Genomic DNA, 23,124 nt, shown 5'->3' with positions numbered 1-23,124 from the left:
CCCGACCAGCCATTGCTCGGAGCCGTCTGCCACTGATGCCACACCGCGCCATCCGTCCCGCGAGCGAAGAACTCCATCCGCCCATCGGCATTCACAGAAGTCGCGATGTTACTGGTGATCACCCCGCCGAGAGACTCCCACCCCGACCAAGCGCTTGGGGCATACAGGTTGCGGACACCGTCGATGTCGTCCTGAGTCAGGGTTGTCTTGGTCGAGTTCGACCCGACCGACGGCGCCATGACCGCGCCGGCCACACTTGAGTGCCCCAGGCCCAGGATATGGCCGAGTTCGTGCAGAGCGACCGTCTCCACATCGAAGGCTCCGGCTGCGGCCCCAATACTCCACATGTGCTCGGTGTCGTCGAAGTGAAGGGGCTTCGGCAGACTGCCATTTGTGACGACTCCGCAGCCAGGCGGGAAGTCGGCGTGCGCGAGGATTCCGCCGACCATGCTGTGATCGGGGTCGTTCGCCGGCCGCCATCCGATCAGGATGTCAGGGTTCTGATTCGGCGCGACCTCATTGAAGGTGAACCCGGCAACGCTCGCCCACGATCTGAAGGCGTTGCGGACAGCGTCGAACTCCTGGCTTCCTGCGACGTCGTCAGTACCGGTGTCGAAGGCGAAGGTGAGGACACGGCGCGTCCAACCGCATGTGGTCGCGAACTCCACGCCGTCGCGCAGGTCGGCCATGCCGCACCTGGACTGCGTCATCAACGTACGCGTGTGTTCGTCGAACGCTCCCGTGGCGGGGATCCCGTTGAATTCCTGATACTTCTTCAGTGCGCGAGACGTGGTCGCGTCGACCGCGTTTGTCGTGCGACCGTCGGGCAGATAGCCGAAGCGGGAAAGATATCCCTGGACTGCTTCCAACCCGTCCGCCCTTTCGCCGACCTCGACGGTGGGCAGTTTTGCAACCTCGGGAAAGGCGATGAAGGCTGCCTGTGCCATGTCATTCTCCCTTTTTTCTGATCGAGGTCGGGAATCGGATGCTCCCTATGATTTTCAGAGCCACGTCTTTCGGAGTTCCGGGGTCCAATCTGACAATCACTGTCATGGGAACGGAGATGCCATCCGCACCGGTGTCATCAGGTCGACGCGGGAAGTGTGCACCCACGACCCTGGTACCGTCATCGTCTGTAAATTCCACGACTCGGACATTCCTGCCGTTCACCGATTCATCGGCAGCAGCGTGCCCCGGCCGGGAGCCGTACTGGGTAAGCGGATCGGCGAACGGACCCCTGTCGATCGTTATTTGGTATCCATTCGCAGTCCATGCTGTGACTGCCGAATCAATCCCTGTGCTCTCGGCTTCCGTATGAACAGGTGAGGGCACCTCGAACGAGATACCACTGGAATCGCGAATAGTCGCCATGATGCCTGGACCCCTTGATAATGCGACATGAGCGGGCAAGCGGCGAAGCGATCGAGGCGGAAAGCGGGCAATCCATTCCCGCACGGAGGTTCCGGTCTCCACGTGCGTATGGGTAGCTTTCGGAAATTCCCACTCCCCAGTCTGCTACCGAGCGATCTGGGCTGCAACCAGAGTTCCGCGCCGAGTCGAGTCAAGCCGGGCATGGGTGCCCGACTATCTACGTCCAGCCCGTCCAACGCCCGCCGGGGCACCGAAGGATTCACGATCGTCCACAGACGCTGGACCATCGAGCGCAGCACTGGATGGCTCATGCATCACCGTCGCCTCGCCCGCGACTACGAGACCCACCCCCACCGCTCCGAAGCCATGATCCAGCTCGCCATGATTGACCTCATGACCCGCCGCCTCACCAGCGAAGCCACACCAAACTGGCGCGATGCCTGACCGCCCGGGAGTAAAGAACAGGTCCTTGAGGCCGGTGTGCTTGTGGGTGAGCCGGCGAACAGTTCACGTCGTACGGCCGTGCGGTAGTCGGTGACCGAGGCATGGACGTCTCCGCGGTCGCGCAGGGCCTCGGCAAGCGCTGCGCGAGTCAGCGGCTGTCCCGCCTCTTTGACGAGGAGCACGCCGGCGGGGTGGGTGATCTCCTGGGCCGGCGGTGAAGTACTCGACGTGTATCCCGCTGGCGTGCACGCTCGGCTGCAGGTGCGCACCGCAGGCGAACCACCGCTCGGCTCCGTCGTCGCCGACGCGGCGGAACTCCATCCACACATACCCGACGCGGGTCTTGCCGGAGATGCCTTCGCCGAGCAGGTTCCAGTGCATGCTGCGTTCCGAGCGCTCGGCGGGCTCCGGCCGCCGCGGGACGGGAAGCTCTGTCACGCTCACTGCTGATCCCCTTCTTCCTCAACACCACCGGAAACCATGGCGGCTGCCGTCTCGCGCGGGCCCGCGTCCCACTCCGGTCCGGGCTCGCCATCCGGATCCGGACTCGCCGCCTCCGCCATGCGATAGCGGTACGCGGCCGGGCGGGCGACGACACGCCTCCCGGCCCTGCGGACAAGGCCGACATAGCGCAGGACGCGCACGGCGTCGTCGCCGGAAAGCCGGACCGCGCCGTCCTCGGACTGATACGCCTTGGCCCAGCGCGGGAAACGGCGCAGCAGACCTGCTCCGGCCTCAGCAAGCTGTGCGGGCAGCATTCCGGCGGGAGCGGCGCAGAGCGGCTCCAGAAGGAGCAGGGCGGCAACCCTGGCAGTGGCCGTCGTCGCCCACCTGCGCGGGACACTCATGCCGGCAGACCGGAGAACTCCTCGATCGGCTGGCCGCAAGCCGTACCCTGGCGTCCTGGCATCACCGGCGGGACACGGGCGAGGTCCACTGACAGCCGACTTCGCAGCACAAAGAGCTGCCTCGCCGTCCTGCAGGCGCTCCTGCGCGCTGACCCGTCACTGCGTTTGGCCTGTTGGATCTCAGAAGCCGTTGCCATACCGATCATGGAGTCTGTCGATCGAACGGGAGTCTCGATCGGGTGATCGCGGGCACTGCCCGGCATGAGAGCAGGGCCTGGCGGTATACGTGGAAAATCCAGGGGAGCGGACGGCCGCGCGCTGCTACGGTCGGGCGCTATGAGCTGGCTCCCCGATGACTTCGTCCATCCCGTCCTGGTACCGCTGCCGGGCAGTGGTCATCACCTGCGGCCGATCCGGGAGGCGGACACCCCGCTCGACTATCCGGCTGTGATGGGTTCGCGCGAGCGGCTGTGGACCATCTTCGGCCCAGCCTGGGGCTGGCCCGCGGCCACCATGACCTACGAGGCCGACCAGACCGACCTGTTGCGGCACGAGAAGGAGATCGCCGCACACCAGTCTTTCAACTACGCGCTGTTCGACGCGGCGGAGACAGCTCTGCTCGGCTGCGTCTACATCGATCCACCGGAGAGGGCCGGCGCGGACGGTGAGATCTCCTGGTGGGTGGTGGACGAGCTGGTGGGCAGCAAGGTCGAGCAGGCCCTCGACGAGTTGGTGCCGCAGTGGATCGCCGCCGACTGGCCATTCGAGCAGCCGCGCTTCCTCGGCCGCGAGATCTCCTGGTCGGACTGGCTCGCCCTGCCGGAGCACCCCGACGCGTAAGTAGCTTTTGTCGTAATGCTCTGGGGACTTGGTGCTCGAACGGCCGTCTCGATTGGGTGGTCGTCGGGTGCTCGGCGCATGCGAGGAGGGCCTCCTGAACAGCTCGCTGGTGTCGAATCACCGAGCATGGGCCGCGGGCCCCATCTTCACGACGGTGTCCGGGGCAAGGTCGGCAGGCTCCGGCACAGTGGCCACATCGCGGTCCCAGGCCGCGGAGACCGCCTTCCGGTACACCCGTCCGTCGATCCACCAGGCGATGCTCATGAGCCCGATGTATCCGAGCACACAACCGCTCAACACGACGACCTTTATCAAGAGCCCCCCTTGCCCTTGTCCTCCTTTGGAAGGCCATTACGCCCTTAGCCTCGATCTTGCATGAGGGTCCGTCAGCTTGCTGGCGGACCCTTTCAGCTTGTTCGGGGCGGAGACTTCTGCGGGTGGGCAGGTTGACGGCCCGGCTGTCGCGCCGGGTAGGCGCCGGGTTCCACGGTTCCGGCGTGGTGGGTGCTCGTCGGGACGGGTCGTTGACGCTGGTCAGTCGGGGTTCGGCAGGGCTCGCAGTCGTTCGAAAGCGCTGGTGATCATGTCGGTCCAGGGCCAGTGGCTTGCCAGGCGGAGGATGCGGCGGCGGCCGGTCGTCACGAGCTGGGCGGCGGCGGAGAACAGTCGTAGCCGCAGACGTTTGGGCTCCCAGCGCCGGGCCTGGCCGGTCAGGGCGAGCATGGGCATCCAGGCCAGGAGGTCGAGTGCGATCTGAACGATCTCCAGCCAGATCCGGTTCTGCGCGGTCTGGTGGAGGGGTAGGTTGCGTAGGCCGGTGTCGCGGGCGGCGCGGATGCGGTCCTCTGCCCTGGCGCGCTGGCGGTGCCGCAGCTCCAGCTCCGCGATCGGACGGTCGGCGGTGTTGGTGGCGAAGCAGGTGATCCGCATCCCGTCCGCGTCGGTGATCCGCAACTAGGCGCCGGGGTGGGGCCGTTTCTTGCGGACGATCAGCCGTATCCCCTTGGGCCGGTCTTTGAGGCAGTCTCCGGCGAGTTCGGCGACCCAGGCGCCGTCGCGGATCTCGCCGTCGGGTTCAACAGCCGGGGTCCAGGCCGAGACCGGCAGCTTCAGCACGGCCTGGTGAATGGCGTCGGTGACGACCATGCCGACCGAGTAGGACAGCCATCGTCCTCGTGCGGTGAGCCAGTTGAGGAACTCGTGGGTGCCGCCGCCGGAGTCGGTGCGGATCAGGGTGCGGCGCCCGCACCGGTAGGTCTTCGGCAGCTGAGCCAAGGCCAGGCGGGCGGCTTCGATGTGGTCGGCGGCGGTGTTGCTGCCCGCGTTGCCGGGCCGCAGCAGGCCGGCGACCGGTTCCCCGGAGCCCTCGTGGCCGTGGTCCACGAACGCGAACAGCGGGTGGTGGCCGAAGGTCTGCTTCCAGGTCGCGGTGGCGTCCTGCTTGTCGGAGTGCGCCAGGACCAGTACCCCGTCGATGTCCACGACCATCTCGCCTGACTTGTCCGGGGCGTTGTGCCCGGCCAACCGCCAGACCTGCTGGCGGACTTCGGCCCGGGCGCGCCGGATGGCTGCAAGCGCCCGGGGCCCGGCACCGGCGAGGGTGTCGATCAAGCGTGAGACGGTCGGGTCGGACGCCACGGGCCCGAACGCGGTGGGCTCGGCCGGCAGCATCGCCACGTCCGCCAGGCAGTCGCCGCCCAGCGCGACTGTCAGCGCAACATCCGGCAGGATCTTGCCCGGATCGTGCACCGTCCTGGGCTTGCGCCACGGGGCTAGTGCCGCTGATATCGCCGTATCCAGTCCGCTCTGGCGGGCCGTCTCCACCAGCAGCAACCCACCGGCCTGCGCGACCACCCCGCGACCATTGCCCGCGACACGGACACGCGGGTACGACCCGATACGCTTACTCACGTGGGAAGTTCCTCCGACTGGCGCGGGAACAAGGGCCTAGACAATCCTCATTCTCGCTGGTCAGAGAAACTTTCTGCTTACTTGAGCACCTATCGGGACGGCCCGCTCCGTGAAGGCGCGAGGCTAAGAAGGCGATGATGACGGACACCGACGAGTGGTCCTTCACGGTGGACGAGGATGGCATGGTCTTCGTCGTCGCACCCTCCGGTGTGCCGGAGAACGTGCGGCTCGCCGTCGAGACCGTGTTGATTCCCTTCGGCGACTCTCCCGACTCCGTGGAGAGCTATCTGCGCGAATGGCGGAGGATGGCGGAGGAGCTCGGCGACGACTACGCCCTGGCGACCACGAGCGCGCAGGTCAGACGTGTGGGGCCGGGCGAGATCGAACTCGGGGACATGTACGGGCAGTTCGAGGACTGTCGGATGAGTGCCCGTGAGTTCGAGAGGATGCTCGGACAGCTGATCGACTTCCTGAAGTCGCTCTAGCCTCGATCTTGCAATGAGGGTCCGTCAGCTTGCTGACGGACCCTTTTCTGCTTGTTCGGGTTGGGGTTTTCTGCGGGTGGGCAGGTTGGCGCCCAGACCGAGTCTCCGGCTCCGACTTACCGGGCCGAACACGCTCGGCTCGGCCCGAAGCATTGCGACATCGGCCAGACAGTCCCCGCCCAGCGCGTCCGCGAGCGCCATATCCAGCAGGGTCTTGCCCGGATCATGCATCGCACGGGCCTTGCGCCACGGCGCCAACACCGTCGATATCGCCTGATCCAGACCGGACTTGAGGACGGTCTCGACCAACAGCACGGACCCAGCCTGCGCAACCACCCCGCGGCCACAGCCCTCAACGCCGACACACGGGTACGACCCGATACTCTTCTTCACCTGAGGAGTGCAGCTTCCCTGACGACGAACAGGACCCTAAGGGCTGTCCCGTAAATGATCTCCGACGTGCTGGATGACCTGCTCGTTTCTTCGTCACCCGGCGAGAGTGAGGTTGTGCAGGCGGGCGATGCCGAGCATGGCGTGGTGGACGCCGTCGCCCTTCAGGCGGCAGTCGCGGAGGATCTTCCAGGTCTTCATGCGGGCGAAGGCGTGCTCGACGCGGGCGCGGACCTTGCGGTGGGAGGTGTTGTGTTCCTCTTTCCAGGCCGGGAGTTTTGTCTGGCCGGGTTCGCGGCGGTGCGGGATGGCGAGGCCGGTGCCCCGGTAGCCGCCGTCCGCGATCGCCGTGGTCTTGCCGACGGTGGCTTTCGCGCCGGACAGTTCCCACGCCTTGCAGTCGTTGCGATTGCCGGGCAGCGGGCGGCCGACGGCGACGACAAGCCGGGTGTCGGCGTCGATGACGACCTGGTGGTTGGTGGAGTAGCGGTAGTTCTTCGACTGCTCGGCGATGGTGTGGTCGCGGGTGGGGACCAGAGTGCCGTCCACGATCAGGACGGTGTCCTTGCGGAACCGCTTGCGCTGCTGGAGGGCGAGCTGTGGCCCGAGGTGGTCGATGATGCGGTCGGCGGCGGACTTGGACACCCCGAACAACGGCGCCAACTGCCGCAGCGTGAGATTGGTCCGCCAGTACGCGGCGACCAGCAGGACCCGGTCCTCCAGCGGCAGGCTCCAGGGCCGGCCCTTGCGCACCGGGTCCGCGCCCTCGCGCCGCAACGCTGTGATCAGCTTGCCGAACTGACGCGGACTCAGCCCCGTAAACGGGGCTGTCCAGGACGGCTCCGACGCCGTGATCACACCAGCCACATCAAGATCATCTCACCCGTGACCAGCAGTTACGGGACAACCCTTAGACAAGTCCCATCGTCCCAGCTCAGAGGCACTCCTCGCTTTTTTTGATCAAGCATCGGACAGCCCACCTCGTGAAAGCGCGAGGTTAGAGCTCGTAACACGATCTAGTTAAGGTGCCTCGGTTGAGCGTGACCGGTGTGATGGTTCGGCTGTTTGAGAGCGTGTGAGTGTCAGGCCATGGAGCGTAGATGACGAGTTGTGGGCGTTGATCGAGCCGCTGCTGCCTCCATGGCCGGAGGGGTCGCCGGGGCCGAAGCCGGTGTCGGATCGGGTCTGCCTACAGGGCATCCTGTACGTCCTCTACAACGACATAGCCTGGCAACTCCTGCCGTTGGAATTGGGGTTCGGCTCGGGGCAGACCTGCTGGCGCCGCCTGAACAGGTGGCAGAAGGCAGGGGTCTTCGATCAGTTGCACCGGGTCCTGCTCGCGGAGCTGAACGCGGCCGGCGAGCTCGACTGGTCCAGGGCCTGCGTGGACGGTTCTCACATCCGCGCGAAAAAGGGGGCGCCGACACCGGTCCGTCGCCGGTCGACCGGCGGAAGACAGGCAGCAAACACCACTTGATCTGCGACGGTCACGGCACCCCGCTCAAGGTCATCGCTACCGCGGCCAACGTCAATGACGTCACCCGGACCCTCGCCCTGGTCGACGGCATCCCGCCGGTTGCGGGCCGCCCAGGCCGGCCCCGGCGTCGGCCCGATTCGCTGCTCGGCGACAAGGGATACGACTCCAACGGCCAACCGCGAGGAACTGCGCAAGCGCCAGATCCTGCCGGTGATCTCCCGCAAGGGCGCCCCGAACATCAAGGGCCTGGGCAAGCTCCGTTACGTCGTGGAGCAGACTTTCGCTCTGCTCCACCAGTTCAGACGCCTGGCCGTCCGCTGGGAACGACGCACGGAACTGCACGACGCCTTCATCTCCCTCGCCTGCAGCCTCATCTGCTGGCGACGGCTCAAGAAGGCAACTGTGTGATCACCACGATGGAAAGCATGGACCGCGGTTGCGTATGTCGAGCTACTCAGCGTTGCGCCTGCGACTCCAGTCCCGCTCGCCCAGTCGCCTGATTCGCCAGGCAGGCAGCGGGTGGTGGGCCTCCGTGACGAGGAAGTGCATCATGTCGATCAACATGCGCCGAACAGCCGAGACAGGGACGACCAGATCGTCCCATTGACCGTAGTTAGCGTGAAGGCGAATTTGATCGTCAGAGACGCGCTCCAGGAGGCAGCTTTCCACGCCCAGTCGTAGCTCGTCGCCGGCCTCGATCCTGAGCCATTGCAGGAGGACAGACGAGACTGCCCAGTCGGGCCCGCACTGGGCAACGACTTCCTCCGCCGCCCATCGCAAAGCCTGGGGCGTGTCCTTGGGGGCCCTGATCAGAGCCATACCGAAGGCGGGGGCGACCTGTTGCACTGTGCCGTCGCTGCCCCTGCCAGCGGCGGGGATCTCCTCCAGACCAAAGACCCAGAAGCCTCCGGAGGAACTCTCAGCGTTGTTCACGTGGCTCATCTGCACGACGATGCCAGGCCCGTCGCGGCGTGTAGCCACCGGGATGGCGAAGAGTCCCGCGCATGATCGTGCTCTGAGCTCCTACAGGGTTGTGAACGTCGGCGGAAATCAGTGTCCTGCCAGGCTGTCAGGTAAGAGTCTGCGAAGGGCCCGCGAAGGGTTCGTTCATCCAGTTCTCGAAAGGCACGGCGTGACTCGGAATGACTCTGGGGTTGGTTCTGTCGCCGGTGACCACGGCTTCCATCGTCTCGGTGAAGTCGACGAGCTTGTCCGCGTCGTACCCGGTGATCAACTTCAGGGATGCGGCGGTGGCGCTCACCCAGGACCTGTAGTCGCTAAGGAACTCCCGGAACAGCCCAATGCGATCGTCATCGGTCAGATACTTCTGAGGATCGAGATCACTGCAGCCGTTCCCCTGGTTTCCCGCTGCCTCGATCCAGAAAGCCTGCCAGTCCCGCAGCCAGGCGACCTCCCGGTAGACCGGACTGGCCTCGACGTACATCGCGGCGAGCGCCATGAAGGTGTCCTGCTGTATGTCGTGGGCGTACGCCGCGTTGGCGCGGAAGACGAACATCGAGTAACTCATAGGCCCTCCATGGGCGTTATTTTCCCACGAGCCCCGCTGGGATTGACCAAAGTGGCTGCAAGTTCCAGTGTTGTGCAGCTGGTTGGGCAGCTGGTTGGGCAGAGGTACGGCTCTTCTGCGGTGAGATCGTCGGTCAGGGCCGGAGTTCGTCGTGTGTGCTTATCGGGTGAGGGATAGATGCGTTCGCTTTCCCTCTGGGTGTGGAAGGTCCAGTAGGCGGGGAAGTCGCGTTGCTGATGACGGCGCGGAGGGTGAGGACGGCCGGCTCCGCAGACGCTGCATCGGCTGCCGGTGATGTCGAGGCGGTCGGCGATCAGGTGGCGGGCCGTTCCTTCGACGATGCCGCCGCGATCGGCCAACCGGAGTAGAGGGCCTGGTCGTAGTGGACGAAGGCGGCATTGTTCTCCAGGTAGCGGCAGGCTTTGTCCGCCGCGGCCTGCTGCTCTGGGGACAGGCCCGTGCGGTCGGCCTCGGTGCGAATGACTGCGACGGCCGAGGGGGCGTCACCGGCCAGGATCCGGGCGGCTTTGGTGCCCACCTGGTCTTCGGCGGCGGGATCGGTGGCGGTGTGGAAACACCGCGCGGCCGCCCATGACTTCTCCAGCACGTGCACGATGTCGAGGACGATATGGATCGTGATGTTCCGGCGGGCGGCCTCGGCCTGGATCAGTTCCAGCTGGTGGGCGGCGCCGTCGACCAGGACCACCCAGCACCTGTGGTGCTGCGGGTCACGGGCTTCGGCCTGGTCGAACGCGGCGGCGATGACCTGGTCGGTGTCGTTTGGACCGAGGCGGTGAGCCACTTCTGCCGGGCCTTGGGGCCCTTGCGCGGGGTGCGTCGGCCGGCGCGGCCGTCGGGTGGGGCGATGATGTCGTGCGGACGGCGCGGGGCCGGGTCGGCGTCGTGGACGACCGCCAGGCTGGCCGTCCTCTTGCGGCAGGTCTTCTCCCCGGCGGACAGGCGGGTGCGGAACGTGCGCCGGGCTCGCTCGGCGGCCTTGCGGTCGCTTCGCGCAGATCGCCGGGGCGCATCACGATCCTTTTGCCGTCGACGCTGAGGACCATCAGAGTCTTCATCCCGGCCGGGACGGGGGTGCGCTGCGCGTAGAAGGCGCAGACGTCCGCCGCAGCCGCCCGCACGAGAGGCAGCCTGGCCGGTCCGGGATGTGTCCGCGGTGCCAGTGCTGTCGTTGGTGCCGGTACCGCTCGGCCCGTCTCGTCGTCGCGGGCGAAGCGGCGATCCATGGTGATCCATCCGCTCGAGTCGGCCGCGCGGCGAGGTGCCTGCCGAGGCAGGCCCTTCTCCGCGCGGCCTCGCGCCGAACCGGACGTAACGGCCTCTTGGTCGTCCGGCTGTCCCATTCCCTTGATCACGTCATCGGAGACAGAAGCGCGCTACCAGTTTCTTGCGCGGTGATGCGACGAAGTCACGGCGTGGGTTGCGTTTCGATGACGGCGAAGGCTCCGGCGGGTGTCACGTTGACGCGGTGCAGGCCGGCTGCGGTGAACAGGGCGTCGAATTCGGCGATTTGGCGTTCCCTGCCGCCTGTCATGTCGAGCATGTTCATATCCATCAAGGGGGCGAGTCCGGGTTGGCCGGGCTCGCCGACGAGGTGATCGACGACGGCGATGCGCCCGCCCTTCACGAGCTGTGCCCGGCAGTTTTCAAGGATGCGGACGCAGTTGGCGTCGTCCCAGTCGTGCAGGATGTACTTGAGGACGTAGAGGTCCGCCGGCGGAACCGAGGCGAAGAAGTCTCCGCCGACGGTGGTGAAACGCCCGTCGAGCCCCTCGGCCTTGGCGGCTTCGGCCGCGGCGGGGACGATGTGGGGCAGGTCGAAGACTCCGCCCTCGAGCTCGGGGTTCGCCCGCATCATGGCCCGGATGACGTCTCCGCCGGCTCCGCCGATGTCCAGGGCGAGAGTGACGCCCTTCGTGTCCAGCACGGCAGCGATGTCGAGGGCGGATGCGCGTGACAGGTTGCTCATCGACTCGGTGAACGAAGCCGCTTCGTCGAGGTGCTTGGCGAAGTAGTCGAAGATGTTCGCTTCGCCATGGGCCGCGGTGACCTGGTGCCGGCCCGACCGGACAGCTTCGGGGAACCTGCCCCACGGCAGCCAATGGCCCGGCGCGGACTGGGAGATGGCGAAGTGTCGCAGCGAGTGGGGGTCGTCGTACTGCAGTGTGCTCAGCAGGGATGTGCCGGTGAAGTGACGTCCGTCGTCGGAGGTCATCAGCCCCAGGGAAGCGCACGTACGCAGCAGGCGGCGGGTCGCGTCGACGTCCGTGGCCTCCTTCTCGGCGATCGCTTCCGCAGTGTCGGTTCCCGCCGCGAGGTGGTCCGCGAAGTTGTACAACGCGGCAGCCCGAACTGCCTGGGTGACCCAGAATCCCGTCACCATGCCCATCATGCGCTCATAGTCATGAGCGGCCGCAGACGGTCGTACGTTGGTCAAGTCAATCTCCTTCACTAGGCGACGGCATGATGCCGTCGCGGGCTTGGGGCCCAGCACAGCCGGTCCCTACCGGGCCCCATGGCCGTCGAGTCGAGTGCGGGTTGGTGTGGTGGTTGCGTTATGGAGGGGGCAGGCTGCTACTCCACGAAGAGCACGAAGAGCACGAAGAGTTCGACCGGGATGTTTCCGCGGGTGGCCGCCGCTTCAGCGGCAGTGCGTCAGGGGACCTTGGTCCTCAGCAGGTCGACCGGTGCGATCGCCGGCGCCACGCTGAGTTTCGTCTGCGCGGCCTCGTCGAGTGCCGCGGCGATCGGCTCGTCAGATGCGCCTGGCATTCCTGCTCGTCCTCGTAGGTGTCGAACACCCCGAAGGCAGTGGCGGTGCCGGCGGCGGTCACAGTGACGTCGACAGTGCTGGTTTCTGCGGAGGGGCGGCGGCGGTGAGCCGGTCTGTCAATGTGCCTGGCGCAGGAAGTCGACGACCAGGTCTGTCGTCGCCTGCGGCTGCTCTTCCGTGATCCAGTGCCCGCAATCCGGGATGATCGCATCTTCGACGTCATCGGCGACACACCGCAGCACCTCGCCGATCCCCGGGCCGAACGTGGCTTCGCCGCCGAAGGCCAGGACCGGCATCTGAAGCTTGCCCTGCGCGAGGAACTTCTTGTTGTCGGCCGCGTCCTGGGTGAACGCCAGGAACTGGGCGAAGCTCGCCCGCATGGCGCCGGGTTGTGCATAGAGCGCCGCGTAGTGCTGGCGCTTGGCTTCGTCGAACCGCTTCGGGTCCACGGAGAGTTCGTTCCAGAAGCGGTCGAGGTAGATGCGCTCGCGGCCGGCGACCAGGCGCTCCATGTCGTGACCACCGAAGCCGAAGTGCCACATGGTCGGGTCCTGTGTGATCTGGTCCCAGGGTCCGATGCCGGGCAGTGGTGCATCGATCGCCACCCATCGGCTCACGCGCTCGGGGTGGGTGGCGACAGCTGAGAAGCCCACCATGATGCCGATGTCATGCGTCACCAGTTCGATCGTACGCACGCCCAGGGCGTCCAGGACGCCCCACACGTCCGCCGCCTGGTTCTTCTTGTCGTAGCCGCCGTCAGGCTTCGACGAGAGGCCCAACCCGCGCAGGTCGGGCGCGATGACCGTGTGGTCTGCGACGAGCGCGTTCGCCAGATGACCCCACATGTCGCCCGTTGTGCCGAAGCCGTGCAGCATGACGACCGCGGGGCCCTGTCCGCCGACGCGTACATGGATCGTGGCGCCGTTGGTTTCGATGTCACGCGACTGCATACCGGCCGGGAAGGGGTGGATGCCGTCCTGCTGACTGTTGTCGTTCATCGCTGCACTCCGGGCTTGACGGGAACATGGCTCCGACCGCGAGGACGGCCGGAGGGACTGAGCTGGGTTCGGGCACGGAAGTTCCGCCTGGACGGCAAGACGCCCTGGCTGTAGGCCCCCATGCAGCACCTCCCTGAGGAACTGGATCAGAAGCCGATCCGCGCCGCACCACCGAAGCTAGCCGACCGGTCATCTAGGTTCCACTCGCGTGCCGCACGCCGTTCCCGCGGGGCAGGCCGCCGACCTGTGGTGGAAGGAAGGGGCTATCAGCAGGGAGGAAGTTGGTCGTGATCACGTCCCGCCCCGGAGTGCAAGGTGACCCCATGGGCGCCTGGAGAGGGGGCCCTGTCCACTGGAAGGATTCACCGTGAGCACCAACGACCCGTTCGCTCGCCTCCCCGAGGTGCCCCGCTTCACCGTCACCAGCACCACGGTGTCCGACGGGGACGCCTGGCCCGCCGAGCAGATGTCCGGCCTGTTCGGCGTCCCGGCCGGCAAGGACATCTCCCCGCAACTGTCATGGAGCGGCGCCCCCGAAGGTACGAAGAGCTACGCGGTGACGGTGTACGACCCGGACGCCCCGACCGGCTCCGGCTTCTGGCACTGGGCGGTGGCGGACATTCCCGCCAGGGTCGTCCAACTGTCCGCGGGCGCCGGTGACGAGGCCGGCTCGGGCCTTCCCGAGGGCGCCTATCAACTGCCCAACGACGCCCGCGCAGCCCGCTACATCGGCGCCGCCCCGCCGGCCGGGCACGGCCGACACCGCTACGTCATCGTCGTGCACGCCCTTGACGTCGAGCAGATCGGCGTGCCCGCCGAGGCCACCCCAGCCTACCTCGGCTTCACCATGACCAACCACATTCTCGGCCGTGCGGTCCTGACCGTCACCGCCGAGATCCCCGCCTGAGCGCCGGGGAGCGTCCGGTCGCCTCGCCCCCGCCGGGGAAGGCTGGCGACGGAGCCGTCGTGTGCTCATGCGTTTCGGCGGTCGCGGATAGTCGTGGCTGGGCGGACGGCGTCGGCGATCGCCTCCTACGAGCAGCCGAAGCGCAGGATCTGCAGCCGTTCGTGGGAGCCCGGCCGTCCCGGTGGTTCTTGACGGAGCGGTAGAGGGAGTTGGCGTAGGCGTCGAGCCATCCGCCGGAGTCCCGGAACGCCTCATCGGCGTCCAGCCGAGCCCCACATACAGGTCGTGGTCGGATTACGGGGTGACCATGCCGTCGTCGGCTTGGGAGCCTTGAGGACTTGGCCGACTACGGCCGGATCAGCGGCAGCGAGTTCGACAAACGCGTCGTAGGTGAGGGGCTGCTGAGCAGTCTAGGTGTGGATCTCCGGTGAGGTGAGACGGGAATGCCTACTGGGGCCGACCCCGTTACGAGGCGCCCCGCACCGTCCGCGGCTGTACGTGGCAGCTCGCCGAAGGCACGGGTGCCACCACGGCCGACAGCACGGGCGCAACGCCACCCTCTCCGGCGCCTACGCCTGGACCACCGACGCCGCCCGCGGCAAGGTCCTCAACTTGACCGGCACCACCGGATACGACGCGGCGACGGCCCCTGCCGTGGACACCTCCAAGAGCTTCACCGTCTCCGCCTGGTCAAGCTCGACTGAGCACCACGCTCGACGCCCCGCCCCGGGGCCCGTCCCGGCCCGGAATTCCTGGTGCGGGGTGTCCGAAGTCTCGGGCGCCCCGCACCTTCACTGTTACGATTCAGTGATGCTTGCCGCCCGGTCGGGCGCGTCGTATCGGCTTGTCCGACATGTTCTCCAGGAGGCTCCCGTGGCGCGCAGGACCGGCCGTGTGACGGCGACCGACGTCGCCAAAGAGGCAGGGGTCTCACAGACCACGGTCAGCTATGTGCTGAACAACGTGCCCAACCAGAAGATCTCCGAGCAGACCCGGCGCAGAGTCCTGGACGCGGTGGCGAAGCTGGGCTACAAACCGTCGGCCGCCGCCCGCGCGCTGCGCCTGGGCCGCAGCGATCTGGTGCTGTTGTTCCTTCCGGACGTTCCGGTCGGCGGCACCCTGACGGCCCTGGTCGAGCTCCTCGGCGACGAGCTGGAGCGGCACGGCCTGAACCTCGTCACCCGGCGCGAGCGGCACTCCCCGCTGGAGTCGCTGTGGCGGGAACTCATGCCGGCGGCCGTGATGACGACCTTCGACGTCTCCGCCGAGGACGCGGCCAGCATGCGTGCGGCCGGCATCCACGTGGTCAGCGCCGGGATGAGCCCGACGACCGACCCGGGCGTCCTGACCATCCCTCAGCATCTCATCGGCGCCATGCAGGTCGAGCGGCTGGCGGCGACGCGGCACTCGCGCATCGGCTATGCCGCTCCCGGGGATCCCCGGCTCGAGGGGTTTCTGGCGCTGCGGCTCGACGGCGCTCGTGCCGCCTGCGCGGAACGCGGCCTCGAACCCCCCGTCGTGCTGGAGGTACCGCTCGACATCTCGGCGGCCGCGGCGGCCGCCGAGCAGTGGCACGCGGCCGTACCCGCCGTCACGGGGGTCTGCGCCTACAACGACGAGACGGCTTTCGCCCTGCTCGCAGGTATGCGCAGGGTGGGTCTCGCCGCGCCCAACGATCTGGCCGTGATCGGCGTCGACAACGACAAGCTGGCGCCGTTCGCGATGCCGCCGCTGACGACCATCGACAACAACCTCGACGTCCTCGCGGGCCGCGCGGCCCGGATGATCGTCAACGGCGTGACCGGCCGATCGCTGCCGGCGCCGCCCCAGGTGACTCCGCTGAGCCTGGTGGTACGCGAGTCGGCCTGACGCCGACCGGTCCGCCACCCGGCGCCCCACAGCGCCGCCCCTCCGGTTTCCGGCCTCCCCGCCTCCCCGCCTCCCGGCCTCCCGGCTTCCCGGCTTCCCGGCTTCCCGGCTTCCCGGCTTCCCGGCTTCCCGGCTTCCCGGCTTCCCGGGAAAAGCTGACGCACGAGTCTTGTGGTCCGCCAAAGCGCGGGGTTACGTTACCCATACGTTTCACTTGTACGTATCAGTACGCCCGTTCACCCCACCGAAAACGGTGGAAAGCGAACACCCCTTCCACCAGGGACGGCTGACCGCCAAGAACGGTCCAGGCCGCGTCAAGACCTGGTTTCCCCTACCTCCGAGGCCCTTGAGGGCGGCTCGCTGCCCGACGCCGCCCGGTCATCCACTCACCAGCGGAGCACCCATGCGAAGAATCGCGCTGACGGCCGTATCGGCTGCCCTGATCTTGTCCTCGGCCGCGTGCGGCTCGGGCTCGGGCTCCGGTTCGGGCAAGGCGGCCACCGGCGGCACCCTCACCCTGGCCCCCCTGGTCGCGGCGCAGCCGTGGGACCTGGCCGACGCCGGACTCGGCAACAACACGCAGTACTACCAGCCCGTGTACGACTCGCTGCTCCGGCTGTCCCCGACGGCCGAGGTCAAGCCCAACCTGGCGACCAAGTGGTCGTACGACGCGGCCCGCACGGTGCTCACGCTGACCCTGCGCACCGGCGTCAAGTTCACCGACGGCGCCGCCTTCGACGCGGCGGCGGTCAAGGCCAATCTGCTGCACACCAAGGAGGGCAGCAACGAGGCGGCGGGCCAGCTCAAGGGCATCAGCGGCGTCGACGTGGTCGACGCCACCACGGTCGCCATCAAACTCTCGGCCCCCGACCCCTCGTTGGTGCCGAACCTCGGCAACGTGGCCGGCATGATGGCCAGTCCCCAGGCCATCACCGCGGGGACGCTCAAGACGGCCCCCGTGGGCTCCGGCCCCTACACCCTGGACAAGTCCGCCACCACGGCGGGCAGCACGTACACCTTCGTACGCAATCCGGGCTACTGGAACAAGGCCGCCTTCCCCTTCGACAAGATCGTCCTCAAGCCGCTGACCGACCCGACCGCCGTGCTCAACGCGCTGCGCTCGGGACAGGTCAACGGCGCCCTGCTGGCCAGCGCCAAGAACGTCGCGCCGGCCAAGAGCAGCGGGCTGAACGTCACCAAGTACACCTCCGGCGACGTCGAGGGCGTGTACATCTGGGACCGCGAAGGGAAGATCGTCAAGGCGCTCGGCGACGTCCGGGTCCGCCAGGCCCTCAACTACGCCTTCGACCGGTCCACGATCGTCAAGACGGCGAAGCAGGGACTGGGTAAGGCGACGACCCAGATCTTCAACCCGGCGGGCTCGGCCTTCGACAGTTCGCTGGACTCGAAGTACTCCTACGACCCGGCGAAGGCCAAGCAGTTGCTGGCCGAGGCGGGTTACCCGAACGGCTTCTCGGTCACCGTGCCGGACGTCTCGGCGGTCTTCCCGGACCAGCAGGCGGCCATGATCCAGCAGCTCGAGGACGTCGGGATCAAGGTCAAGGTCGACAAGATCCCGGTCACCCAGTTCATCAACTCCCTCCTCGCGGGCAAGTACGCCCTGTCCTACATGACGCTGGCCTCCTTCCGCCCCTGGGACACCATCCAGATCGAGGTCGCCAAGACCGCCCTGTGGAATCCGCTGCACACCGAGGACGCCAAGGTCACCGAGCTCATCGACAAGGCCCGGTCGGCGACCGGCGCGGCTCAGGACGCCCTGTTCAAGGAGCTCAACACCTACCTCGTCGACCAGGCGTGGAACGCGCCCTGGGACTCCGTGGAGAGCAGCTACGCGACGACCAAGAACGTCACCTTCACCCCGCAGGCGTTCGCCGTCGTTCCTCCGATCTACAACTTCAAGCCCACTGGCTGACCCGGTCGGCTGGCCGGGCGGGAACGTTTCTTCGGCTCCCGCCCGGCCGCCGACGAACACCGGTCAGGGAGAGGCAAGGTGGAGAGACTGATGATCGTTTTCTTGATCCGGCGCATCGCCGCCGGGCTGGTCCTGGTCCTGGTGATCGCGACCACGACCTTCGCGCTGATGGGCCTCACCGGCTCCGATCCGGTGCGGCAGATCGTGGGGCAGACCGCCACCCAGCAGCAGGTGGCCGCCAAGTCCGCCGAACTCGGGATCGACGATCCCTTCGTGGTCCGCTACGGGCACTGGCTCGCCGACGCGCTGCACGGCGACCTGGGCAGCTCGTGGTTCAGCAGTGAGTCCGTGACGGGCTCGCTCGCCAACAAGCTGCCGGTCACCCTGTCGATCGTGCTGGCGGCGCTGCTGCTGTCGGCACTGCTGAGCACGGTGCTGGGCGTGGCCGCCGCGGTCCGCCGGGGTGTGCTGGACCAGGTGGTGCAGTTGCTCGCGGTCCTCGGCTTCGCGGTGCCCAGCTTCCTGGTGGCCCTGGTGTTCGCCGTGGTGATCGGCGTCGACCTGGGCTGGCTGCCCGCGACCGGCTACGTTCCGCTGGCGGACTCGGCGGGCGGCTGGCTGAAGTCGATCACCCTCCCGGCGCTGTCGCTGTCCGTCGGGGCCATCGCCGCCACCGCCCAGCAGGTGCGCGGCTCCATGGTCGACGTCCTGCGCGCGGACTACGTGCGCACGCTCCGCAGCCGTGGCATCAGCGAGCGCAGCCTGCTGTTCCGGCATGCGCTGCGCAATGCGGCCCCGGCCGCGCTGACCGTGCTGGCCCTGCAGTTCATCGGTCTGGTCGGCGGCGCGGTGGTCGTCGAGAAGGTGTTCGGCCTCAACGGGATCGGCAGCCAGGCCACGACCGCCGGATCCCAGGGCGACACCCCGGTGGTCATGGGCGTCGTCGTGGTCATGGTCGCCATCGTCGTGGTGGTCAACATCCTGATGGACCTCGCGTACGGATGGCTCAACCCGAAGGTGCGTGTCGGATGACGCTCCCCCAGTCCGCAGCAACGCCGGACACGATCGCCCTGGCCGTCGCCGCACCCGGGCGGGCGGGCCTGCTGCGCCGGCTCCTGCGCAGCCCGGTGGCCGTGAGCTGTCTGGTGCTCCTCGCGCTCATCTCGCTGGCCAGCCTGTTCGCACCGCTCCTGACCAGTCAGGACCCGGCCCACACCTCGCTGACCGACAGCCTCGCCCCGGTCAGCGGACAGCATCCCCTGGGCGGTGACGGCGTCGGCCGCGACGTCCTGTCCCGACTGCTCTACGGCGGGCGCACCAGCCTGCTGGGAGCCCTGATCGCGGTGGCCGTCGCGCTGGTGATCGGCGTGCCCGCCGGTCTGGTGGCCGGCTACTACCGCAAGTGGTTCGACGCCGTCAGCAGCTGGCTGGCCAACCTGCTGATGGCCGTGCCGGCGATCATCGTGCTGCTGGTCGTGATGTCGGCGGTGGGGCAGAACACCTACGTCGCCATGGCGGTCTTCGGCGTGCTGATGTCCCCGGGCGTCTTCCGACTGATCCGCGCCTCGGTGATCTCCGTACGCGAAGAGCTGTACGTGGACGCGGCGCGGGTGTCCGGTCTGGCCGACCCCCGGATCATCCGCCGGCACATCCTGCCCGTCGTGCAGGCGCCGACCGTCATCCAGGCCGCCCAGATGCTCGGTCTCGGCATCGTCATCCAGTCCGGCCTGGAGTTCCTCGGCCTGGGCTCGGCGACCCAGGCGAGCTGGGGCTCCATGCTGAACGACGCCTTCGCCAACATCTACACCAAGCCGGTCCTCATGGTCTGGCCCGGAGTGGCGCTCGCGGTGACCGTCGCCGCGTTCGGCCTGCTGGGCAACGCCCTGCGGGACGCGCTGGACGGAAGCGCGGCGAACGGTCGGAAGCCGCGTGGCACCGCGGCCCGCAAGCAGGTCGCGGAGAAGCAGACGCCGCCCGTCACATCCGGCATGAGCACGTCCGAGGCGGACGACGCGCTGCTCGTCCTCGACGGCCTGAAGGTCACCTATCCGACGCCCGAGGGAGAGAAGACCGTCGTCGACGGAGTCTCCCTGACGGTGCGCCGGGGTGAAGTCCTCGGACTCGTGGGGGAATCGGGCTCGGGCAAGAGCCAGACCGCCTTCGCCGTCCTCGGTCTCCTGCCCCGGGAGGCCCGGGTCTCCAGCAGCCGGCTGGTGTTCGACGGCACGGAGCTGGGAGGGCTCGGCCGCGCGGAGATGAACCGGTACCGCGGCCGCCGGATCGCCTATGTGCCGCAGGAGCCGATGTCCAACCTCGACCCCTCCTTCCGGATCGGCGCCCAGCTGGTCGAGCCGGTGCGCCGGCACCTCGGGGTGTCGGCGGCCGAGGCGAGGACGAAGACTCTCGGCCTGCTGGAGCGGGTCGGCATCGCCGACCCGGAACGGGTCTTCCACTCCTATCCGCACCAGATCTCCGGCGGCATGGCGCAGCGCGTCCTCATCGCCGGCGCGGTGTCGTGCGAACCGGACCTGCTGATCGCCGACGAGCCGACCACGGCGCTCGACGTGACCGTGCAGGCCGAGGTGCTCGACCTGGTGCGGTCCCTTCAACGCGAGCGGAACATGGGCGTGATCCTGGTGACCCACGACTTCGGCGTGGTGGCCGACATCTGTGACCGCGTCACGGTGATGCAGACCGGCGCCGTCGTGGAGTCCGCACCCGTACGGCAGTTGTTCGCCGATCCGCAGCACCCGTACACCCGCATGCTCCTGGCGTCCACGTTGGAGGACGCCGAGCCGCGGTCCGCGCTCGGCCGCCCGGTGTCGGCGGGCGTCGCGGGGCCCACGAACAGCGCAGCGATCACGAACACCGCACGTCAGGAGGGTCCGGCATGACCGGGACACTGGACAAGGAACTCCCGGCGGAACCCCTGCTGGTCGCCGACGACGTGGTCGTGGAGTACCCGTCGAAAGGCTGGCGCAAGCCGCCGTTCCGGGTGCTGAAGGGGGTGTCGATCGCCATCGGCGCGGGCGAGACCCTCGGGCTGGTCGGCGAGTCCGGATCGGGCAAGACCACCCTGGGCCGGGCCGTCCTCGGACTGGCCCCGGTCGCCTCCGGCACCGTCCGCTACCGCGGCAAGGTCATCTCGGGCCTGGGCAGGAAGGAGCGCCGGGCGCTCAGCGACGACATCCAGGTGGTGTTCCAGGACCCGTACACCTCGCTCAATCCGGCGATGACGGTGAACGACATCCTCAGCGAGCCGCTGAGAGTCGCGGGCACCTCCCGGACGGAGGCCGAGAAGCGGGTGAAGGACCTGCTCGACCAGGTCCGGCTGCCGGCCGACGCCGGGGAGCGGCTGCCCCGGGAGTTCTCCGGCGGCCAGCGGCAGCGCATCGCCATCGCCCGGGCGCTGTCCCGGGACCCGCGGGTCATCGTCTGCGACGAGCCGGTCAGCGCACTGGACCTGTCGACCCAGGCCCGGGTGCTGGATCTGTTCGTCGAGATCCAGGAGCGCACCGGCGTCGCCTACCTCTTCGTCACGCACGACCTGTCCGTGGTCCGGCACATCAGCCACCGGGTGGCGGTCATGTGCGGCGGAGAGATCGTCGAGACCGGGGACGCGGCGACGGTCACCACCGCGCCCGAACACCCCTACACCCAACGGCTGTTGCTCGCCGCGCCGGTGCCGGACCCGGAGCGGCAGGCGGAACGCCGGGCCGAGCGGCGGCGGCTGGCGGCGGCCGGCTCGTCCCCGGGCGCCTCCACAGCCGTATCCACGATCGCTTCCCCGAACGCCTCCGCCAACGCTTCCACGATCGCTTCCACGTCGGGAGACCGAGCATGACCCTGTCCAACCCCACCGTCCCCGGCTTCCACCCGGATCCCAGCGTCACCCGCGTCGGCGACGACTACTACCTCGCCTGTTCGAGCTTCGAGTACCTCCCCGGCCTGCCGCTGTTCCACAGCCGCGACCTGGTGCGCTGGGAGCCGATCGGCCATGTGGTGACCCGCCCCGGGCAGCTCGCGGTGGAGAAGGTCCCCACGCTCGGCGGCGCCTGGGCGCCCACCATCCGGTTCCACGACGGCCGTTTCTGGCTGGTCGTCACTGACGCGATGGGGCGCGGCAGTCTGATCTTCACCGCCGAACGGGCCGAGGGGCCCTGGTCCGACGGCGTCGTCATGCAGGGGGTGTCCGGCATCGACCCGGACCTCGCCTGGGACTCCGACGGCACCTGTTTCGTCACCTATTCGGGTCTGCAGCTCGACGGCGACCGGGCCGGCGAGCATCTGGGCGTCCAGCAGGTCCGTATGGACCTGGAGACCGGTCGGGCCCTCGAAGAACCCCGGTCGCTGTGGTCGGGTACCGGACTGATGTTCCCCGAGGCCCCGCACCTGTACGAGATCGACGGCACCTGGTACCTCCTGATCGCCGAGGGCGGCACCGAGCGCGGGCATTCCGTGAGCATCGCCCGGGCCGCCCGCCCGGACGGCCCCTTCGAGGGCTGCCCGGCCAATCCGGTGCTCAGTGCCCGCAGCACCGACCGCCCGGTCCAGAACACCGGCCACGCCGATCTGGTGCGCACCCCCGACGGCGGCTGGGCGCTGATCCTGCTGGGCATGCGGCCCTGCGGTCTGACCAGGGCTTTCTCTCCGATGGGCCGGGAGACGTTCAGTACCTCGCTGGAATGGGTCGACGGCTGGCCGGTGGTGCAGCCGGTCCAGCTGACCCCGCCCACCGGACCGGTCGAGCACCACGACGACTTCACCGGCGCCGAACTCGGCCTGGAATGGCTCTCCATCCGGACGCCGGCCGCCGACTGGTCCTCGCTCACCGAGCGCCCGGGCCGCCTTGTCGTGCACGCCGACGGCTCCACCATGGACGACCCGCGGCCGCGTTTCGTGGGCCGCCGCCAGCAGCACGAGTCGGCCGTCTTCTCGGTCCGGGTGGACAGCGCCGACGGAGTCGGCGGGCTGAGCCTGCGGATCGACGAACGTCACCACTACGACATCGAGGTGGGCGCCGGCATCGCCCGTGCCCGTGCCCGGGTGGGCGGGCTCTGCCAGACCTGGGAGCAGCCGCTTCCCCCGGGTCCGGTGACCGTGCGGATCGAGACCGAGCCGGTCAGCGGCATGGGCCTGGACGCCCTCGGCCCGGACCTGGTCCGACTCTCCGTCGACTCCGGGGCCGGACCGGTCGAGTTCACGGTGCTCGACGGCCGCTATGTCTCCGCCGAGACCGCGGCGTCGTTCACCGGCCGGGTCGTCGGCATGTACGCCGCCGAAGGATCCGTCGCCTTCGACCGGTTCAGCTACCGGGGCGAGGACTGACGCC

At 68.1% G+C, this 23,124-nt stretch carries 17 protein-coding genes and 6 pseudogenes; 11 read left to right on the top strand and 12 right to left on the bottom strand.

The features are described from left to right. Window positions 1–947, bottom strand: a 947-nt coding sequence (locus tag ABZ725_RS29275; protein WP_358805521.1) for a matrixin family metalloprotease, incomplete at its 3' end; no start/stop codon positions are given. 679 nt (window positions 948–1,626) lie between these two features. Between ABZ725_RS29275 and ABZ725_RS29270 the strand changes: the two are divergent. Beyond that, window positions 1,627–1,815: pseudogene (locus ABZ725_RS29270) on the top strand (IS5/IS1182 family transposase); the annotation flags it as partial. Between the two features lie 440 nt (window positions 1,816–2,255). On the opposite strand, the pseudogene ABZ725_RS29265 reads toward ABZ725_RS29270, so the two are convergent. Then, a pseudogene (locus ABZ725_RS29265) lies at window positions 2,256–2,636 on the bottom strand (TIGR02678 family protein); the annotation flags it as partial. Window positions 2,637–2,999: 363 nt separating this feature from the next. Here ABZ725_RS29265 and ABZ725_RS29260 point away from each other — a divergent pair. Continuing rightward, complete coding sequence (locus ABZ725_RS29260) at window positions 3,000–3,503, top strand: N-acetyltransferase (RefSeq protein WP_358805520.1); 504 nt, start codon at window positions 3,000–3,002, stop codon at window positions 3,501–3,503. A 117-nt stretch (window positions 3,504–3,620) separates the two neighbouring features. On the opposite strand, the gene ABZ725_RS29255 is transcribed toward ABZ725_RS29260, so the two are convergent. After that, window positions 3,621–3,767 (bottom strand): hypothetical protein, encoded by a 147-nt coding sequence (locus tag ABZ725_RS29255; protein ID WP_358805519.1) that lies wholly within the window; start codon window positions 3,765–3,767, stop codon window positions 3,621–3,623. A 270-nt stretch (window positions 3,768–4,037) separates the two neighbouring features. Continuing rightward, window positions 4,038–5,414 (bottom strand): annotated as a pseudogene (locus ABZ725_RS29250) (IS1380 family transposase). Window positions 5,415–5,551: 137 nt separating this feature from the next. Here ABZ725_RS29250 and ABZ725_RS29245 point away from each other — a divergent pair. Next, a complete protein-coding gene (locus ABZ725_RS29245) occupies window positions 5,552–5,899 on the top strand; it encodes a hypothetical protein (RefSeq protein ID WP_351913892.1) in 348 nt (115 codons plus the stop codon). Window positions 5,900–6,013: 114 nt separating this feature from the next. Here ABZ725_RS29245 and ABZ725_RS29240 read toward each other — a convergent pair. After that, a pseudogene (locus tag ABZ725_RS29240) lies at window positions 6,014–6,292 on the bottom strand (transposase); the annotation flags it as partial. A gap of 93 nt (window positions 6,293–6,385) precedes the next feature. After that, window positions 6,386–7,156, bottom strand: coding sequence for a transposase (locus ABZ725_RS29235; RefSeq protein ID WP_358805518.1), 771 nt, complete (start codon window positions 7,154–7,156; stop codon window positions 6,386–6,388). Window positions 7,157–7,364: 208 nt separating this feature from the next. Here ABZ725_RS29235 and ABZ725_RS29230 point away from each other — a divergent pair. Further along, a pseudogene (locus tag ABZ725_RS29230) lies at window positions 7,365–8,174 on the top strand (IS5 family transposase). Window positions 8,175–8,216: 42 nt separating this feature from the next. On the opposite strand, the gene ABZ725_RS29225 reads toward ABZ725_RS29230, so the two are convergent. The 5 genes from ABZ725_RS29225 to ABZ725_RS29205 all read right to left on the bottom strand — a co-directional run bounded on the left by ABZ725_RS29225 (window position 8,217) and on the right by ABZ725_RS29205 (window position 13,083). Further along, window positions 8,217–8,708, bottom strand: coding sequence for a hypothetical protein (locus ABZ725_RS29225; RefSeq protein ID WP_358805517.1), 492 nt, complete (start codon window positions 8,706–8,708; stop codon window positions 8,217–8,219). 127 nt (window positions 8,709–8,835) lie between these two features. Continuing rightward, entirely contained in the window at window positions 8,836–9,294 is a 459-nt protein-coding gene (locus tag ABZ725_RS29220) for a hypothetical protein (protein WP_358805516.1), read from the bottom strand. Window positions 9,295–9,607: 313 nt separating this feature from the next. Continuing rightward, a complete protein-coding gene (locus tag ABZ725_RS29215) occupies window positions 9,608–10,096 on the bottom strand; it encodes a hypothetical protein (RefSeq protein ID WP_358805515.1) in 489 nt (162 codons plus the stop codon). Between the two features lie 624 nt (window positions 10,097–10,720). Continuing rightward, a complete protein-coding gene (locus tag ABZ725_RS29210) occupies window positions 10,721–11,749 on the bottom strand; it encodes a methyltransferase (RefSeq protein WP_358805514.1) in 1,029 nt (342 codons plus the stop codon). Between the two features lie 452 nt (window positions 11,750–12,201). Next, window positions 12,202–13,083: an alpha/beta hydrolase gene (locus ABZ725_RS29205; RefSeq protein WP_358805513.1), complete on the bottom strand. Its 882-nt coding sequence runs from the start codon at window positions 13,081–13,083 to the stop codon at window positions 12,202–12,204. Between the two features lie 367 nt (window positions 13,084–13,450). On the opposite strand from ABZ725_RS29205, the gene ABZ725_RS29200 reads away from it, so the two are divergent. After that, the gene (locus tag ABZ725_RS29200; protein WP_358805512.1) at window positions 13,451–13,990 is read left to right on the top strand and encodes a YbhB/YbcL family Raf kinase inhibitor-like protein; all 540 of its coding nucleotides are present in this window, start codon (window positions 13,451–13,453) and stop codon (window positions 13,988–13,990) included. A 166-nt stretch (window positions 13,991–14,156) separates the two neighbouring features. Here the strand turns inward: ABZ725_RS29200 and ABZ725_RS29195 are convergent. Continuing rightward, window positions 14,157–14,400, bottom strand: a pseudogene (locus ABZ725_RS29195) (hypothetical protein); the annotation flags it as partial. 463 nt (window positions 14,401–14,863) lie between these two features. Between ABZ725_RS29195 and ABZ725_RS29190 the strand changes: the two are divergent. From ABZ725_RS29190 to ABZ725_RS29165, 6 genes are all read left to right on the top strand, one after another. Next, window positions 14,864–15,859, top strand: a complete 996-nt coding sequence (locus tag ABZ725_RS29190) for a LacI family DNA-binding transcriptional regulator (protein ID WP_358805511.1) — start codon at window positions 14,864–14,866, stop codon at window positions 15,857–15,859. A 403-nt stretch (window positions 15,860–16,262) separates the two neighbouring features. Continuing rightward, complete coding sequence (locus ABZ725_RS29185; protein WP_358805510.1) at window positions 16,263–17,792, top strand: ABC transporter substrate-binding protein; 1,530 nt, start codon at window positions 16,263–16,265, stop codon at window positions 17,790–17,792. A 90-nt stretch (window positions 17,793–17,882) separates the two neighbouring features. Beyond that, window positions 17,883–18,824 (top strand): ABC transporter permease, encoded by a 942-nt coding sequence (locus ABZ725_RS29180; RefSeq protein ID WP_358805509.1) that lies wholly within the window; start codon window positions 17,883–17,885, stop codon window positions 18,822–18,824. Further along, on the top strand, window positions 18,821–20,686 hold the full coding sequence (locus ABZ725_RS29175; protein ID WP_358805508.1) for a dipeptide/oligopeptide/nickel ABC transporter permease/ATP-binding protein: 1,866 nt from the start codon (window positions 18,821–18,823) through the stop codon (window positions 20,684–20,686). The genes ABZ725_RS29180 and ABZ725_RS29175 overlap by 4 nt, the downstream gene beginning before the upstream one ends. After that, entirely contained in the window at window positions 20,683–21,636 is a 954-nt protein-coding gene (locus ABZ725_RS29170; RefSeq protein ID WP_358805507.1) for an ATP-binding cassette domain-containing protein, read from the top strand. The genes ABZ725_RS29175 and ABZ725_RS29170 overlap by 4 nt, the downstream gene beginning before the upstream one ends. Further along, window positions 21,633–23,120, top strand: a complete 1,488-nt coding sequence (locus tag ABZ725_RS29165; protein WP_358805506.1) for a glycoside hydrolase family 43 protein — start codon at window positions 21,633–21,635, stop codon at window positions 23,118–23,120. Before ABZ725_RS29170 ends, ABZ725_RS29165 begins: the two co-directional genes overlap by 4 nt. Window positions 23,121–23,124 lie beyond the last annotated feature (4 nt).

Source organism: Streptomyces sp. NPDC006872 (assembly GCF_040635845.1).
GTDB lineage: Bacteria > Actinomycetota > Actinomycetes > Streptomycetales > Streptomycetaceae > Streptomyces.
This window is presented reverse-complemented; position numbering and strand designations above follow the sequence as displayed.